14 protein-coding genes are annotated in these 14,684 nt (G+C 53.2%); 8 read left to right on the forward strand and 6 right to left on the reverse strand.

Going from position 1 to position 14,684, the window contains the following annotated elements:
- Nucleotides 1-93 precede the first annotated feature (93 nt).
- Together msrA and HV345_RS20915 are read left to right on the forward strand one after the other, a co-directional pair.
- Nucleotides 94-732 (forward strand): peptide-methionine (S)-S-oxide reductase MsrA, encoded by a 639-nt coding sequence (gene msrA, locus HV345_RS20910; protein WP_016155527.1) that lies wholly within the window; start codon nucleotides 94-96, stop codon nucleotides 730-732.
- Between the two features lie 152 nt (nucleotides 733-884).
- A complete protein-coding gene (locus HV345_RS20915) occupies nucleotides 885-2,225 on the forward strand; it encodes a hemolysin family protein (RefSeq protein WP_003830418.1) in 1,341 nt (446 codons plus the stop codon).
- A 67-nt stretch (nucleotides 2,226-2,292) separates the two neighbouring features.
- On the opposite strand, the gene HV345_RS20920 is transcribed toward HV345_RS20915, so the two are convergent.
- Nucleotides 2,293-2,499 (reverse strand): DUF1107 domain-containing protein, encoded by a 207-nt coding sequence (locus tag HV345_RS20920; RefSeq protein ID WP_003025710.1) that lies wholly within the window; start codon nucleotides 2,497-2,499, stop codon nucleotides 2,293-2,295.
- Between the two features lie 327 nt (nucleotides 2,500-2,826).
- Here HV345_RS20920 and HV345_RS20925 point away from each other — a divergent pair, with 327 nt between their 5' ends.
- Nucleotides 2,827-3,384 (forward strand): YtfJ family protein, encoded by a 558-nt coding sequence (locus HV345_RS20925; protein ID WP_047358569.1) that lies wholly within the window; start codon nucleotides 2,827-2,829, stop codon nucleotides 3,382-3,384.
- Here the strand turns inward: HV345_RS20925 and cysQ are convergent.
- Nucleotides 3,374-4,114 (reverse strand): 3'(2'),5'-bisphosphate nucleotidase CysQ, encoded by a 741-nt coding sequence (gene cysQ / locus HV345_RS20930; RefSeq protein ID WP_016151445.1) that lies wholly within the window; start codon nucleotides 4,112-4,114, stop codon nucleotides 3,374-3,376. The genes HV345_RS20925 and cysQ overlap by 11 nt on opposite strands.
- A 187-nt stretch (nucleotides 4,115-4,301) precedes the next feature.
- Between cysQ and cpdB the strand changes: the two genes are divergently transcribed.
- Entirely contained in the window at nucleotides 4,302-6,245 is a 1,944-nt protein-coding gene (gene cpdB, locus HV345_RS20935) for a 2',3'-cyclic-nucleotide 2'-phosphodiesterase (protein WP_181636017.1), read from the forward strand.
- 48 nt (nucleotides 6,246-6,293) lie between these two features.
- Here cpdB and HV345_RS20940 read toward each other — a convergent pair whose 3' ends face one another.
- Nucleotides 6,294-6,698 (reverse strand): helix-turn-helix domain-containing protein, encoded by a 405-nt coding sequence (locus HV345_RS20940; RefSeq protein WP_016151443.1) that lies wholly within the window; start codon nucleotides 6,696-6,698, stop codon nucleotides 6,294-6,296.
- A gap of 85 nt (nucleotides 6,699-6,783) precedes the next feature.
- Here HV345_RS20940 and HV345_RS20945 point away from each other — a divergent pair, with 85 nt between their 5' ends.
- The 3 genes from HV345_RS20945 to HV345_RS20955 all read left to right on the forward strand — a co-directional run bounded on the left by HV345_RS20945 (nucleotide 6,784) and on the right by HV345_RS20955 (nucleotide 9,580).
- On the forward strand, nucleotides 6,784-7,632 hold the full coding sequence (locus HV345_RS20945) for an SDR family oxidoreductase (RefSeq protein WP_181636018.1): 849 nt from the start codon (nucleotides 6,784-6,786) through the stop codon (nucleotides 7,630-7,632).
- An 81-nt stretch (nucleotides 7,633-7,713) separates the two neighbouring features.
- Nucleotides 7,714-8,538, forward strand: coding sequence for an AraC family transcriptional regulator (locus HV345_RS20950; RefSeq protein WP_016155523.1), 825 nt, complete (start codon nucleotides 7,714-7,716; stop codon nucleotides 8,536-8,538).
- A 76-nt stretch (nucleotides 8,539-8,614) separates the two neighbouring features.
- Complete coding sequence (locus HV345_RS20955; RefSeq protein ID WP_049283043.1) at nucleotides 8,615-9,580, forward strand: DMT family transporter; 966 nt, start codon at nucleotides 8,615-8,617, stop codon at nucleotides 9,578-9,580.
- A gap of 63 nt (nucleotides 9,581-9,643) precedes the next feature.
- On the opposite strand, the gene HV345_RS20960 is transcribed toward HV345_RS20955, so the two are convergent.
- Nucleotides 9,644-11,197, reverse strand: a complete 1,554-nt coding sequence (locus HV345_RS20960; protein WP_181636019.1) for a methyl-accepting chemotaxis protein — start codon at nucleotides 11,195-11,197, stop codon at nucleotides 9,644-9,646.
- 244 nt (nucleotides 11,198-11,441) lie between these two features.
- Between HV345_RS20960 and ytfE the strand changes: the two genes are divergently transcribed.
- Nucleotides 11,442-12,104: an iron-sulfur cluster repair protein YtfE gene (ytfE, locus tag HV345_RS20965; protein ID WP_003025690.1), complete on the forward strand. Its 663-nt coding sequence runs from the start codon at nucleotides 11,442-11,444 to the stop codon at nucleotides 12,102-12,104.
- An 80-nt stretch (nucleotides 12,105-12,184) separates the two neighbouring features.
- On the opposite strand, the gene cycA is transcribed toward ytfE, so the two are convergent.
- Nucleotides 12,185-13,594: a D-serine/D-alanine/glycine transporter gene (gene cycA / locus HV345_RS20970; RefSeq protein ID WP_016151437.1), complete on the reverse strand. Its 1,410-nt coding sequence runs from the start codon at nucleotides 13,592-13,594 to the stop codon at nucleotides 12,185-12,187.
- A gap of 309 nt (nucleotides 13,595-13,903) precedes the next feature.
- Nucleotides 13,904-14,524 carry an FKBP-type peptidyl-prolyl cis-trans isomerase gene (fklB, locus tag HV345_RS20975; protein WP_029139741.1) on the reverse strand — a complete coding sequence of 207 codons (621 nt, stop codon included), beginning with the start codon at nucleotides 14,522-14,524 and terminating at the stop codon, nucleotides 13,904-13,906.
- Nucleotides 14,525-14,684: the final 160 nt, after the last annotated feature.

Below are 14,684 nucleotides of genomic sequence, written 5' to 3' on the forward strand. Positions count from 1 at the left end.
GTTTAACTCTAGACGTATTCACGCCGTTTATTGTGGGCAAAGACGCGTCTCGTTACAACCTTAACCCAAATGACTGATTTCGGGAGAACGGCCATGAGTTTATTTGATAGAAAGCATCTTGTTACTCAAGCAGATGCCCTACCTGGACGCAACACCCCGATGCCAGTGGCAACGCTGCATGCGGTTAACCAACATTCGATGACCAACGTGCCCGACGGTATGGAGATAGCCTTTTTCGCCATGGGATGTTTCTGGGGCGTTGAACGTTTATTCTGGTCATTACCCGGGGTATACAGCACAGCGGCTGGATATACCGGCGGCTACACCCCTAACCCAACCTATCGGGAAGTGTGTTCCGGCGATACCGGACACGCCGAAGCGGTGCGCGTCGTCTATGATCCGCATGTTATCAGCTACGAGCAACTGCTGCAGGTGTTCTGGGAAAATCACGACCCGGCGCAGGGCATGCGTCAGGGGAACGACCAGGGGACGCAGTATCGCTCCGCCATTTACCCGTTAACGCCGGAGCAAACCGTCGCGGCACGGGCAAGCCTTGAGCGTTTTCAGGCAGCAATGACCGCCGCTGGCGACGAGCGCACCATTACAACGGAAATCACTACCGCAACCCCGTTTTACTATGCCGAGGACGATCACCAGCAGTATCTGCATAAAAATCCTTATGGGTACTGTGGCATTGGCGGGATTGGCGTTTGTCTGCCGCCACAAGGATAATCGCCACCCTCTGGCGGCTTTACAGTACCTTACGCTATACTAGCTCCTGAAATTGCCGGTCCACTCCCTTCGGACCGGTTTTCAATGTGTATTTCACACGGATTTATCAATTTATCCCTTCCGAGGATCTGGCCTTAACGGTCGGATAAGATATGTTAAACAGTATTTTAGTCATTCTCTGCCTGATCGCCGTGAGTGCGTTTTTCTCGATATCCGAGATCTCGCTTGCTGCATCACGCAAAATAAAACTTAAACTGCTTGCCGATGAAGGCAACGTAAACGCACAACGTGTTTTGAAGATGCAGGAAAACCCCGGCATGTTTTTTACCGTCGTGCAAATTGGCCTTAACGCGGTCGCAATTCTCGGTGGTATTGTCGGTGATGCGGCATTCTCCCCGGCGTTTTACAGCCTTTTCTCGAAGTACTTCACTCCAGAGCTGTCCGAACAGTTAAGCTTTATTCTGTCGTTCTCGCTGGTTACTGGCCTGTTCATCCTGTTCGCGGATTTAACTCCGAAACGCATCGGTATGATTGCGCCAGAAGCTGTGGCTTTGCGTATCATCAACCCGATGCGCTTCTGCCTGCTCGTCTTCCGCCCGCTGGTGTGGTTCTTTAACGGTCTGGCAAATAACATCTTCCGTCTGTTTAAGATCCCGATGGTGCGTAAAGACGACATCACCTCGGACGATATTTACGCCGTGGTCGAAGCAGGTGCGTTAGCAGGGGTTCTGCGTAAGCAGGAACATGAGCTGATTGAAAATGTGTTCGAACTGGAATCCCGTACCGTACCGTCTTCCATGACCTCGCGCGAGAATATTATCTGGTTCGATCTCCACGAAGATGAGCAAAGCCTGAAGAACAAGGTGGCGGAACATCCACACTCCAAATTCCTGGTGTGTAACGAAGATATCGACCACATCATTGGCTATGTCGATTCCAAGGATCTCCTCAACCGCGTACTGGCGAACCAAAGCATGGCGCTGAACAGTGGCGTACAGATCCGCAATACGCTGATTGTGCCGGATACGCTGACGCTCTCTGAAGCGCTGGAAAGCTTCAAAACCGCAGGCGAAGACTTTGCCGTCATCATGAACGAATACGCGCTGGTGGTGGGGATTATCACGCTCAACGACGTTATGACTACGCTGATGGGCGATTTAGTCGGTCAGGGTCTGGAAGAGCAGATCGTGGCGCGCGATGAAAACTCATGGTTAGTCGATGGCGGTACGCCGATTGATGACGTTATGCGCGTCCTGGATATCGATGAGTTCCCGCAGTCCGGCAACTATGAAACCATCGGCGGCTTTATGATGTTCATGCTGCGTAAAATCCCGAAACGCACCGACTCGGTGAAGTATTCAGGCTACAAATTTGAAGTGGTGGATATCGATAACTACAAGATCGATCAACTGCTGGTGACGCGTCTGGACAGTAAACCTACCGTACTGGTACCGAAACTGCCGGATGCAAAAGAAGAGGCAAAGGCGTCTTAACGTCCTGCAGAAACATCAACGGCTCCCATCCAGGAGCCGTTTTTTTAACTACCGCATAGCACTTTGATCAAGCCATCTCAGTTTGCAGACGCAAGACCTGACGGTTAACTTCGGACATCACGGAAAAATGCAGTTTGTCCTTCACTTTTGGGATAAGAATCTTACCCTTATCAAATTCAAAAGCGCCTACATCCTTGATATATAACCGTCCACGAAACAGGATCTTCACGTACTTCGCCACCTGCAGCGGGTTGTATCGTTGGAAAATTTTCATTGTTGTCTCCTGCTGAGCATTACGCCTTTGCGGTACCACAATCGGTCCGACAATCCTCAGGCGCAAATTTTAATGCCCTATGACTATAGACTATCTCGCTCATGTTTCCAGCGTGTATAAGTTTATTTACCTTCAGGTTACAAATATTCAGAATTATCTTTTCAACGCTTCGCTGTCTTCAGTATAAGCCTTCATTTTTCGCAGGATTTGTGCGCCCGTCCGCAAACTGGCATCGCGCTTGCGGGAAAAAGCATCAATCGCACATATGATTAAATTCCAGACCCAAGTGGTCGGATCACCTGCAAAATAAAGAAAGAAGGAAAACCTATGACCTTACAAAAACTGCTGGCGCTGTCGTGCCTGCTGCTGCCGATGATTGCCGGTGCGCATTCGTTTGAGACCAACCAGCGCGTACCGCCGGTGGGGATCGCCGATCGCGGCGAACTGATTCTCGATAACGATAAGTTTAGCTACAAAAGCTGGAATAGCGCGCAGCTGCCAGGGAAAGTGCGAATTGTGCAACACATTGCCGGACGCACCTCCGCCAAAGAGAAAAATGCTACGCTGATCGAGGCAATCAAGGCGGCCAACCTGCCGCACGACAAATACCAGACCACCACGATCGTCAACACCGATGACGCCATTCCTGGCTCCGGTATGTTTGTGCGCAGCAGTCTGGAGAGCAATAAGAAGCTCTACCCGTGGTCACAATTTATTGTCGACAGCAATGGCATTGCACGTAAAGCCTGGCAACTGGATGAAGAGAGCTCCGCTATCGCCGTACTTGATAAGGACGGACGCGTTCAGTGGGCAAAAGATGGTGCGTTGACGCAGGAAGAGGTGCAGCAGGTTATTGCCCTGCTGCACAAATTACTCAGTAAATAGCGACGCGGAAGCCGGGGTTGAGGAATGATTCACGTGGGGTGTAATCCAGAGATTTCCCCTGCCAGTCGTGAACGTGCGCCCCGGCTGCGGCAGCAACGGCGTGGCCAGCGGCAGTGTCCCATACGTTAGTTGGCCCAAAACGTGGGTACAGCTGTGCCTGCCCTTCCGCCACCAGGCAGAACTTCAGCGATGAGCCAATCGACGTGGTCTGGTGCTCACCCAACTGTTGCAGATACTCTTTTAACTCATTGTCAGCATGCGAGCGGCTAATCACCACCAACGGCGGACGCGCGTCACGAACATGGATTTGTTTGCGCACGCCGCACTCTTCTTTCCACGCTTTACCTTCTGCCGCGCTGTACATCACTTTCATCACCGGCGCGTAAACCACGCCCAGTACCGGCTTTCCTTGCTCGATAAGCGCAATATTGACGGTGAATTCACCGTTACGCTTAATGAACTCTTTGGTACCGTCCAGCGGGTCTACCAGCCAGTAGCGCTGCCAGTGCTGGCGAACATCCCAGCCAGGAGGCGCTTCTTCAGACAGGACCGGAATATCCGGCGTCAGCGCCAGTAATCCTTCGAGGATCACCGTATGCGCGGCGATATCCGCCGCCGTGACCGGAGAATCGTCCTGCTTGCTGGTAATCTCCATCGGTTTGATTCCATCGTAGACCTGCATAATGGCATCGCCCGCATTCCGTGCAAGCTGGCATACATGTTCTAACATTCTCCACCTCGTTTCTGTCGTGGTGTTAACTCGTTGTTTTACTTATACCCGATCGCCAAAGGATCCGCCAACTGTGATAGCGTCTGCGGTTTTAAACGCTATATTCATGTCATGATTCACAGTTCTGTAAGCAAGAAGATTTATATACATTTTCTTTTGTGGCTTAGATCTTAAAAGGATGCCCCTGATGATTAAGTTTAGTGCAACGTTTCTGGCCACGCTGATTGCAGCCAGCGTCAATGCCGCGACCGTCGATCTGCGTATAATGGAAACCACTGATTTACATAGCAATATTATGGATTTCGATTATTACAAAGATACGCCGACTGAAAAATTTGGCCTGGTTCGTACGGCAAGCCTGATCAACGCAGCACGTGGTGAAGTCAAAAACAGCGTGCTGGTTGATAACGGTGATCTGATTCAGGGCAGCCCGCTCGGGGATTATATGGCGGCCAAGGGGCTGAAAGCGGGCGAAACGCATCCGGTATATAAGGCACTGAATACGCTGGATTACGCAGTGGGTAACCTTGGCAACCATGAATTTAACTACGGTCTTGAGTATCTGCACAACGCGCTAGCCGGGGCGAAGTTCCCTTACGTTAACGCCAATATCATCGACGTTAAGACCAAAAAGCCGCTGTTTACTCCTTATCTGATCAAAGAGACTGAGGTTGTCGATCAGGAAGGAAACAAGCAGACGCTGAAAATTGGCTATATCGGTTTTGTGCCGCCGCAGATCATGACCTGGGATAAAGCCAACCTCAGCGGCAAAGTGACCGTGAATGACATTACGGAAACCGCACGTAAATACGTGCCGGAAATGCGAGCCAAAGGTGCCGATGTCGTGGTGGTGGTTGCTCACTCCGGGCTTTCTACCGACCCATACCAGGCGATGGTGGAAAACTCCGTTTACTACCTCAGTGAAGTTCCGGGCGTGGATGCCATTATGTTTGGTCACGCTCACGCCGTTTTCCCGGGGAAAGACTTTGCCAACATCAAAGGCGCAGATATCACTACAGGTACGCTCAATGGCGTTCCTGCGGTGATGCCGGGCATGTGGGGCGATCACCTGGGCGTGGTGGATTTAGTGCTGAATAACGACAGCGGTAAATGGCAGGTTACGCAGGGGAAAGCGCAGGCGCGCCCGATTTATGACGCCGCGGCCAAAAAATCACTGGCTGGCGAAGACCAAAAAATCGTTGAGATCCTAAAAGCCGATCACGATGCCACGCGTGAATTTGTCAGCAAGCCAATCGGTAAATCTGCCGACAACATGTACAGCTATCTGGCGCTGGTTCAGGACGACCCGACCGTGCAGGTGGTGAATAACGCGCAGAAAGCCTATGTGGAACATTTTATCCAGGGCGATCCGGACCTGGCGAAACTACCGGTACTTTCCGCCGCTGCACCGTTTAAAGTCGGTGGACGCAAGAACGATCCGGCCAGCTTTGTCGAAGTCGAAAAAGGTCAGCTTACCTTCCGTAACGCCGCTGATTTGTATCTCTATCCCAATACCCTGGTCGTGGTGAAAGCCAGCGGTAAAGAGGTGAAAGAGTGGCTGGAATGTTCCGCCGGGCAGTTTAATCAGATTGATATCCACAGCAGCAAACCACAGTCGTTAATTAACTGGGATGGCTTCCGTACCTATAACTTCGACGTGATTGACGGCGTGAATTATCAGATTGATGTTTCACAACCCGCTCGCTATGACGGTGAATGCCAGACGATTAACCCGCAAGCGGAGCGTATTAAAAATCTGACCTTTAACGGCAAACCGATCGATCCGAACGCAACCTTCCTCGTCGCGACCAACAACTACCGCGCCTACGGCGGTAAGTTTGCCGGGACCGGCGACAGCCACATCGCGTTTGCATCACCAGATGAAAACCGCTCGGTGCTGGCAGCATGGATAGGTTCCCAGACAAAGAGCGCAGGCGAAATTCACCCAGCGGCAGATAACAACTGGCGTCTGGCGCCGATTCACAGCGAGACACAACTGGATATTCGCTTTGAAACATCACCGTCTGATAAAGCCGCTGCGTTTATCAAAGAGAAAGGCCAGTATCCACTGAAGAAAGTCGCTACCGATGACATCGGCTTCGCCATTTATCAATTGGATTTGAGTAAGTAAGATCACGCCGGGTGGCGCTGCGCCATCCGGCAAGCCCGACCGGGTCGTTTACGCTGATGCCGGGACGTCTTCGTTCTTAACGGTATGATTTGCCAAAACCTGCGGCAAATTCACCTCTATCCAGTCCGCCAGCGCTGCGACTTTTTCGCTCACCTGCTCACCCAACGGTGTCAGGCTATACTCCACATGCGGCGGTACCACCGGATATGACACCCGATTGATAAACCCGTCCTGTTCTAACGCCTGCAGGGATTGCGCCAGCATTTTTTCACTGACGCCGCCCATCTTACGGCGCAAATCGCTGAAGCGGTGCGTACCGTCGCGCAGCGCCACCAGAATCAATACACCCCAGCGGCTGGTGACGTGTTTTAACACCTCGCGGGAGGGACACTGCTCGGCAAACAAGTTGCCATCACGTAATTGCTGGGAGAGCGTCAAAGCTGTCATTTTCATACTAACCTTTTTGTACGTACTTACTAAAAGTAAGTTTAGGTGTTAATGTGATTAAACACAAGACCAATACCAAAGGAGTTATCCTATGATCGCGATTACTGGTGCCACTGGCCAACTGGGCCAACACGTTATTGAAACGCTACTGAAAACCGTTCCTGCCGGCCAGATTGTGGCTATTGTGCGTAATCCTGCTAAAGCGACGGCGCTTAGCCAGCAGGGCATTACCGTTCGTCAGGCTGATTACAGTGATGAAGCTGCCTTTACCACGGCCTTACAGGGGATAGACAAGTTACTGCTAATCTCCTCCAGCGAAGTGGGACAACGTGCCCCGCAGCATCGCAACGTGATTAACGCGGCGAAAGCGGCCCACGTGAAATTTATCGCCTACACCAGCCTGCTGCACGCCGATCGCTCCCCGCTGGGGCTGGCTGATGAGCATGTCGCAACCGAGAAGATGCTGGCTGAATCCGGTATCGCGTACGCGCTGCTGCGTAACGGTTGGTACACCGAAAACTATCTCGCCAGCGCACCAGCCGCGCTGGAACACGGCGTGTTTATTGGGGCGGCGGGAGAAGGCAAAATCGCCTCGGCGACCCGTGCCGACTATGCCGCTGCCGCCGCGCGCGTCATCAGTGAAGACGGTCATGCCGGTAAAATCTATGAACTGGCGGGCGACGCAGGCTGGACCCTGAGCCAGCTGGCGGCCGAACTGGCAAAACAGAGCGGTAAAAAAGTGGTGTATCAAAACCTGAGCGAAGCTGATTTTGCCGCCGCGCTGAAAGGTGTTGGTCTGCCTGCCGGACTGGCGGACATGCTGGCTGACTCAGACGTCGGTGCCTCTAAAGGTGGCCTCTTCGACGACAGCCATACGCTGAGCAAACTGATTGGTCGCCCAACCACGTCGCTGGCAGACAGCGTCAAAGGCATCGTGTAAGTGTTAAAAATTAGTTAATTGTGGTGGCATCCCCACGCATCCTCTCTGATAATGACATGATGATGCGTGGGGAGAGAAGACGTGCAAGGTGTACCTGAGCAGTTTATTGATGAGAAAGACAGCGCCCGCTTTCGCCATCTGGCACAGGTGCCGGGCGTTGAGCTGTATCATGCGCACATCTCGCGTTACGCCTTTGAACCCCACACCCATGAAGCGTTTGGTATTGGCGCGATAGAAGCCGGAGCCGAACGTTTTCGCTATCGCGGCACGCAGTACGTGGCCCCCGCCCATTCTGTCGTCACCATGAATCCCGATGAGCTACATACCGGCGAAGCGGAAACCGCCGACGGCTGGCGCTATCGGATGATCTATCTTGAGCCCGATCTCCTGGAAGAAGTCACCGGGATTCGCCACTGGTGGTTTCATGACGTAACGCGTCACGATCCGCTACGCTCGCGCCAGATCTGCTCGCTGATCCATGGCCTGTGGAACACTGAGGATCCGCTGGCGCAAAAAGGGCTATTACTCGATCTGATCGACACGTTCCAGCCGCTGGCCCGCCATGCGCCGGTATTACCGGAGGGAGCGCATCGCTTTGAGCGGGTACGCGAGTATTTGCACGATAATTATATGCACCCGGTCACGCTCGACGAACTGGCGCGGGTTGCAGCGCTGAGTCCCTGGCATTTTCAGCGCCAGTTTAAATCTCATTTCCACGTCACGCCGCACCAGATGCTGATGGCTATCCGCCTGTGGCGAGCCAAAGGTTTTCTCACTCACGGAATGCCCGCCGCGGAGGTCGCTGCCGCAACCGGCCTCACCGACCAGTCGCATCTCACCCGCGCGTTTACCCATCGCTACGGTATTACGCCGGTACGTTATCAGAAACAAGTCGTCCGGCGTTGAACAGCAATCTCATACAATACGGCTGCATTTTTCCTGCCTACACTCGACTTATTGTTAAGCGATGTGGATGTCAAAAATGATTAGCGGCGTGTTGTATGCCCTGCTGGCTGGGCTGATGTGGGGATTAATTTTTGTTGGGCCGCTGATCGTACCGGAATACCCGGCGGTATTGCAGTCGATGGGGCGCTATCTGGCGCTGGGGCTAATAGCATTGCCGATTGCCTGGCTGGGGCGTGTGCGCTTGCGTCAGTTGACGCGCAAAGACTGGGTCACTGCGCTGGCGCTAACGATGATGGGTAATCTGATTTATTACGTTTGCCTGGCAAGCGCCATCCAGCGCACTGGCGCGCCGGTTTCAACGATGATTATTGGTACATTGCCGGTTGTGATCCCGGTCTTCGCTAACCTGCTCTACAGCCAGCGCGACGGCAAATTATCATGGTGGCGTCTGTCGCCTGCGCTGGTGCTGATTGGTATCGGTCTGCTGTGCGTGAATATCTCGGAGCTGAATCAAGGCTTACCCGACTTTAGCGGCTGGCGTTATGGTTCTGGAATCGCGCTGGCGCTGATCTCGGTAGTGTGTTGGGCGTGGTATGCGCTGCGTAATGCCCGCTGGCTGCGCGAGAATCCAGATAAGCACCCGATGATGTGGGCGACGGCCCAGGCACTGGTAACGTTGCCTGTTTCTCTGCTCGGTTATATTGCAGCCTGCCTGTGGCTGAACGGACAAACGCCGGACTTTGCCCTGCCCTTCGGCCCGCGTCCGGGCGTGTTTATCGGCCTGATGATAGCGATTGCGGTATTATGTTCGTGGGTTGGCGCACTGTGCTGGAACGTCGCCAGCCAAAAATTGCCGACGGTGATCCTCGGCCCGCTGATTGTCTTCGAAACGCTGGCTGGCCTGTTGTACACCTTTATCCTGCGCCAGGAATTTCCACCGCTGCTGACGGTAAGCGGCATTGCGCTGCTGATTGTTGGGGTGGTGATAGCCGTCAGAGCCAAACCACAGAAACCAAGCGTCGTCGTGGTTCCACAATCATAATGGCCCAGACGGCGCTGCGCTAATCCGACCTACAAGATATTATTTTGTAGGCCGGAGTAGACGTTAAACTTTAAACACCGCTACGGTCTGATTCAGTCGTGCTGCCTGCTCTTCGAGCGCGGCGGCGGCGGAAGCGGACTCCTCCACCAGCGAGGCGTTTTGCTGCGTCACGCGATCCATCTCGGCAACCGCCTGACCTACCTGATCGATACCCCGGCTCTGTTCATCAGAAGCCGAGGCTATCTCGCCCATGATGTCGGTCACACGGGTCACGGCGCTAACAATTTCCGCCATCGTTTCACCCGCTTCATGCACCAGCGCCGTACCGGCATTCACCCGATTCCCCGAGTCATCAATCAGCGCCTTAATCTCTTTCGCCGCCTGAGCACTACGCTGCGCCAGTGTACGGACCTCGCCAGCGACCACGGCAAACCCGCGCCCCTGCTCGCCCGCACGCGCCGCTTCTACTGCCGCGTTCAGCGCCAGAATATTGGTCTGGAAGGCAATGCCGTCGATAACATTGGTAATTTGCGCGATTTTGCTGGAACTGGTGGCGGTTTCATCCATCGTACGCACTACGCCATCAACCACGGTTCCGCCTTTTTGCGCCGTCTGTGAGGCATTTTTTGCCAGACTGGTCGCCTGACGCGCGTTATCCGCGTTCTGTTTCACGGTAGCAGTGAGTTGTTCCATGCTGGCAGCAGTCTCTTCCAGAGAGGCGGCCTGCTGCTCGGTACGTGAAGAGAGATCGTTACTGCCGGCGGCAATTTCACCTGCGCCGGTATAGATGGTGTCAGCCCCGTCACGCACCACGCTGACTGTGTTCGCCAGCGCCTGCTGCATGTCGCGAACGTTGACTGCCAGCAGCGCCATCTCATTGCTGCCATCGGCGTTGATGCTGTGCGTCAAATCACCCGCAGCAATGTGGCGAATATGTCCCATCACTTCGTGGAGAGGCTTGAGCAGCACTCGCTGCATCGCCAGCCAGCTGGCGATAATCACGGTGACGACAATCAGCATCACGGCAGACAGCAGCCAGATTATCTTCTGGTAATCACTCTCATTGTCCTGTACTCCAGCAGTGGCCAGCGCCGTTTGCGCGCTACGCCATTCCCGATAGACTTCCTGCATGGCCGTTTGCTTTTGCTCGGCATTCTGCTTGAACATCTCTTCCAGCTTACCTTCAGCCAGCAGCGCGTTCATTTTAGCCAGCGTCGCAGAATAGATGCCGTACTGCTCTTCCAGTCGATCGGCCAGATGTTCATCAAGCCCCGGCGTTTCCGGCAGGGCGTAGTATTTATCGTAATGCTCTTTCGATTCGGCCAACAGGCGATTTGCCGTGTTCACCAGTTCCTTCAACTGACCGCCGTTAATCTCGCTGGCCATCGTTCCCTGTAAACGCAACATGCCCCGGTTGAGCGTGACGCGAGCCTGGTTCAGGCTAATCCACGCATCGGTAAACTCGGCCACGTTCTGGCTGGAAAGCTGAGAGACGTTAAAGTTTTGCTTATCGTTATTGAGCGCGCCAATAAAGACGCCCGCGGAGATGAGCTGCATCGCGCCCAAGGCGAGTAACACGGTGATAAGTAAGGTTATCACTTTGATTCGTTTAAACATCTGTAGCCTTTTATTATGCAGGTATTGTCTGAGGTCTAACTATCGGCAGCGGCGTGCGCTTATTTAATCCTGTCGCGCGGCTTTTTTCGCCGCCCCTCTCCTTTCTAATAAGATTCAGCACCTTAACGAAACAAGAAATTTTCGTGACATTCCTCACAAAACACCCCACCCCGAAAGGGTTATATCCTTCGCCATAAGTTGCATTTAAAATACATCTTATATTATTGAGAATGAGGTAACGGCAATGTCTTATCGCGATCAACCTTTAGGTGAACTGGCGCTCTCTATTCCTCGCGCTTCGGCCCTGTTTCGTAAATACGATATGGATTACTGCTGCGGCGGTAAGCAAACGCTGGCACGCGCTGCTGCGCGTAAAGAGCTGGATTTAGACGTTATTGAGGCACAGCTCGCGCAGTTGGCTGAACAGCCGCTGGAGAAAGACTGGCGTACCGTGGCACTGGCTGAAATCATCGATCATATCATCGTGCGTTATCACGACAGACACCGCGAACAGCTACCGGAACTGATCCTGCAGGCCACGAAAGTTGAACGCGTTCACGCAGATAAACCGAACGTACCACGCGGTCTGGCGAAAAACCTGACCATGCTACATGAAGAGCTGTCCAGCCACATGATGAAAGAAGAGCAGATCCTGTTCCCGATGATCAAACAGGGCATGGGTAGCCAGGCGATGGGACCAATCAGCGTGATGGAAAGCGAACATGACGATGCCGGTGAACTGGTCGAAGTGATCAAACACATCACCCATAACGTGACGCCGCCGCCAGAAGCCTGCACCACCTGGAAAGCCATGTATAACGGCATTAACGAGATGATCGACGACTTGATGGAACACATCAGTCTGGAAAATAATGTGTTGTTCCCGCGAGCTCTCGCCGGGGAGTAAAGATATCGCCGGATAGCGCTAACGCGAATCCGGCCTACGGAATTCAGGCCCGGTAAGCATCGCGCTACCGGGCACTAAAATTAACGCATACCTGCCATACGTTTCTTACCGATAAACAACCAACCCAGACCCAGCGCGATGAACCACAGCGGCGTCACGATCAGCGCCTGGCGGGTATCATCTTCCAGCGTCAGCAGTACCAGTACGAAGACGAAGAACGCCATACATACCCAGCACATCAGCTTGCCTAGCGGCATCTTGTAGATTGATTTTTCATGCAGGTGCGGACGCTGCTTGCGGTACACCAGGTACGAGCAAAGAATGATGGTCCAGACGAACATGAACAGAATCGCCGACACGGTGGTGATCATGGTGAACGCGCCAATCACGCTCGGGTTCACGTAAAGCATCACCACGCCGCCCAGCAGACAGATACAGGAGAAGGTTAAACCTTTCGCCGGAACTGCGCGTTTAGACAGTTTGGCAAACGCTTTAGGCGCTACGCCTTCCTGTGCCAGGCCGAACAGCATACGGCTGGTAGAGAACACGCCACTATTTGCGGAAGAGGCAGCTGAAGTCAGCACCACAAAGTTGATCAGGCTCGCCGCGGCAGGCAGACCGACCAGCACAAACAGTTCAACGAATGGGCTCTTGGTTGGCACTACCGAGCTCCACGGTGTTACGGACATAATCACGATCAGCGCAAAAACGTAGAACATGATGATACGGATCGGAATCGAGTTAATGGCGCGCGGCAGAGATTTCTCCGGGTCCTTGGTTTCTGCAGCGGTCGTTCCCACCAGCTCAATACCCACAAACGCGAACACGGCTATCTGGAAGCCAGCAAAGAAGCCGCTCAGACCTTTCGGGAACCAGCCACCGTCATTCCACAGATGCGTGAACGATGCCTGAACGCCGGTTGGCGACTGGAAGTGCGTCAGCACCATCACCAGACCAACGACAATCAGGCCGATGATGGCGACGATTTTGATCATCGCAAACCAGAACTCCATCTCACCGAACATTTTTACAGTGGCAAGGTTGAGGCTCAGCAGCAGCACGATCACCGCCAGCGAGGCGACCCAGTCTGAAAGTTCGGGGAACCAGAATTGCGCATACGCCGTAATGGCGACAACGTCTGCCATCCCGGTAACAACCCAGCAGAACCAGTAAGTCCAGCCGGTAAAATACCCGGCCCATGGCCCGAGCAGATCAGAGGCGAAATCACTAAAAGATTTGTACTCCAGATTCGAGAGCAGCAATTCACCCATTGCACGCATCACGAAAAACAGCATAAAACCGATAATCATATACACAAAGATGATCGACGGTCCGGCGAGGCTGATGGTTTTACCAGAGCCCATAAACAGGCCGGTACCAATAGCACCACCAATGGCAATAAGTTGAATATGACGGTTTGTGAGATTGCGCCGTAGCGACTGTTCAGACGAAGCCTCTTCAGCGGCGTCGACTTTTACCTGATCTACCATGTTTTTTCTTCCTGTACCTGTCTGTGTTGTTCAGGCTCTACGGCCTTTAGTGTGTCTATGATACGACGTTCCTGATTATCAGGACTCATCGATATTAGGTAAGAATTGGCGGGATGAATACTAAGATTTAGATATAATGTTAATTTAATGTTTAAAGTGAGTGTCATATCACTCTGATAGCGCGAATCAGCTCACAAAAATACACGCTAACGAGGCATTTGCAAAATAAAATATCGACAACCACGTAACTATAGCTTTTCACGCTATTTTTTTGTTCCCCCCGGCCTCGGAGGGAACAGAAGTCACTGCTTACAGGATCTCAAGCAGCTCAACGTCGAACACCAGCGTGCTGAACGGAGGAATGGACGCGCCAGCGCCACGCTCGCCGTAAGCCAGTTCCTGAGGAATAGTCAGTTCCCATTTGGAACCTACCGGCATCAGGGTCAGCGCTTCAATCCAGCCAGGGATCACGCCGTTAACCGGGAATTCAGCCGGTTCGCCGCGTGCGACAGAGCTGTCAAACACGGTACCGTCGATCAGTTTACCGGTGTAGTGCACGCGAACGCGGTCAGTACGCGCAGGAATAGCACCTTCGCCCTGAGTCAGAACACGGAACTGCAAACCGGATTCAGTGCTGTTCACACCGTCTTTCTCACGGTTTTCTTCCAGATATTTGACGCCATCAGCCGCCATAGCCTGGAAACGCTCGCGACGTACTGCATCAGCGCGTTCGTGGATTTCACGCAGTGCGCGATGCACAACATCAACCGGCACTGCCGGGTGCTTACCTTCCAGCGCGTCAGCGATACCCGCTACCAGCGCTTCAGGCAACAGTCCTTCCAGTCCGGATTCACTCAGCTGTTGTCCTACCTGCAAACCAATGCCGTAGCTTGCTTGCGCTTCGATAGTGTCAAAAGTCGGGTTAGCCATCATATTTCCTTTCATCGGATGTAAAGTAGCGGGCAGCATATCAGCCATGCCGCATCCGGTAAAACTTTGTCTCGGGAACAGATGACAAATCGCGAGGAAACATAAACAATAGGAATACCCCGCGTTGACGTCACGAAAGCGGGTAATATGACGAACATCA

The organism is Citrobacter sp. RHBSTW-00986, from assembly GCF_013783065.1.
Taxonomy (GTDB): Bacteria; Pseudomonadota; Gammaproteobacteria; order Enterobacterales; family Enterobacteriaceae; genus Citrobacter; species Citrobacter braakii.

Excerpts from the sequence above, each read along its gene's own strand:
- msrA (WP_016155527.1), top strand. The coding sequence starts at position 94 with ATGAGTTTATTTGATAGAAAGCATCTTGTTACTCAAGCAGATGCCCTA.
- HV345_RS20915 (WP_003830418.1), top strand. The coding sequence starts at position 885 with ATGTTAAACAGTATTTTAGTCATTCTCTGCCTGATCGCCGTGAGTGCG.
- HV345_RS20920 (WP_003025710.1), bottom strand. The coding sequence starts at position 2,499 with ATGAAAATTTTCCAACGATACAACCCGCTGCAGGTGGCGAAGTACGTG.
- HV345_RS20925 (WP_047358569.1), top strand. The coding sequence starts at position 2,827 with ATGACCTTACAAAAACTGCTGGCGCTGTCGTGCCTGCTGCTGCCGATG.
- cysQ (WP_016151445.1), bottom strand. The coding sequence starts at position 4,114 with ATGTTAGAACATGTATGCCAGCTTGCACGGAATGCGGGCGATGCCATT.
- cpdB (WP_181636017.1), top strand. The coding sequence starts at position 4,302 with ATGATTAAGTTTAGTGCAACGTTTCTGGCCACGCTGATTGCAGCCAGC.
- HV345_RS20940 (WP_016151443.1), bottom strand. The coding sequence starts at position 6,698 with ATGAAAATGACAGCTTTGACGCTCTCCCAGCAATTACGTGATGGCAAC.
- HV345_RS20945 (WP_181636018.1), top strand. The coding sequence starts at position 6,784 with ATGATCGCGATTACTGGTGCCACTGGCCAACTGGGCCAACACGTTATT.
- HV345_RS20955 (WP_049283043.1), top strand. The coding sequence starts at position 8,615 with ATGATTAGCGGCGTGTTGTATGCCCTGCTGGCTGGGCTGATGTGGGGA.
- HV345_RS20960 (WP_181636019.1), bottom strand. The coding sequence starts at position 11,197 with ATGTTTAAACGAATCAAAGTGATAACCTTACTTATCACCGTGTTACTC.
- ytfE (WP_003025690.1), top strand. The coding sequence starts at position 11,442 with ATGTCTTATCGCGATCAACCTTTAGGTGAACTGGCGCTCTCTATTCCT.
- cycA (WP_016151437.1), bottom strand. The coding sequence starts at position 13,594 with ATGGTAGATCAGGTAAAAGTCGACGCCGCTGAAGAGGCTTCGTCTGAA.
- fklB (WP_029139741.1), bottom strand. The coding sequence starts at position 14,524 with ATGGCTAACCCGACTTTTGACACTATCGAAGCGCAAGCAAGCTACGGC.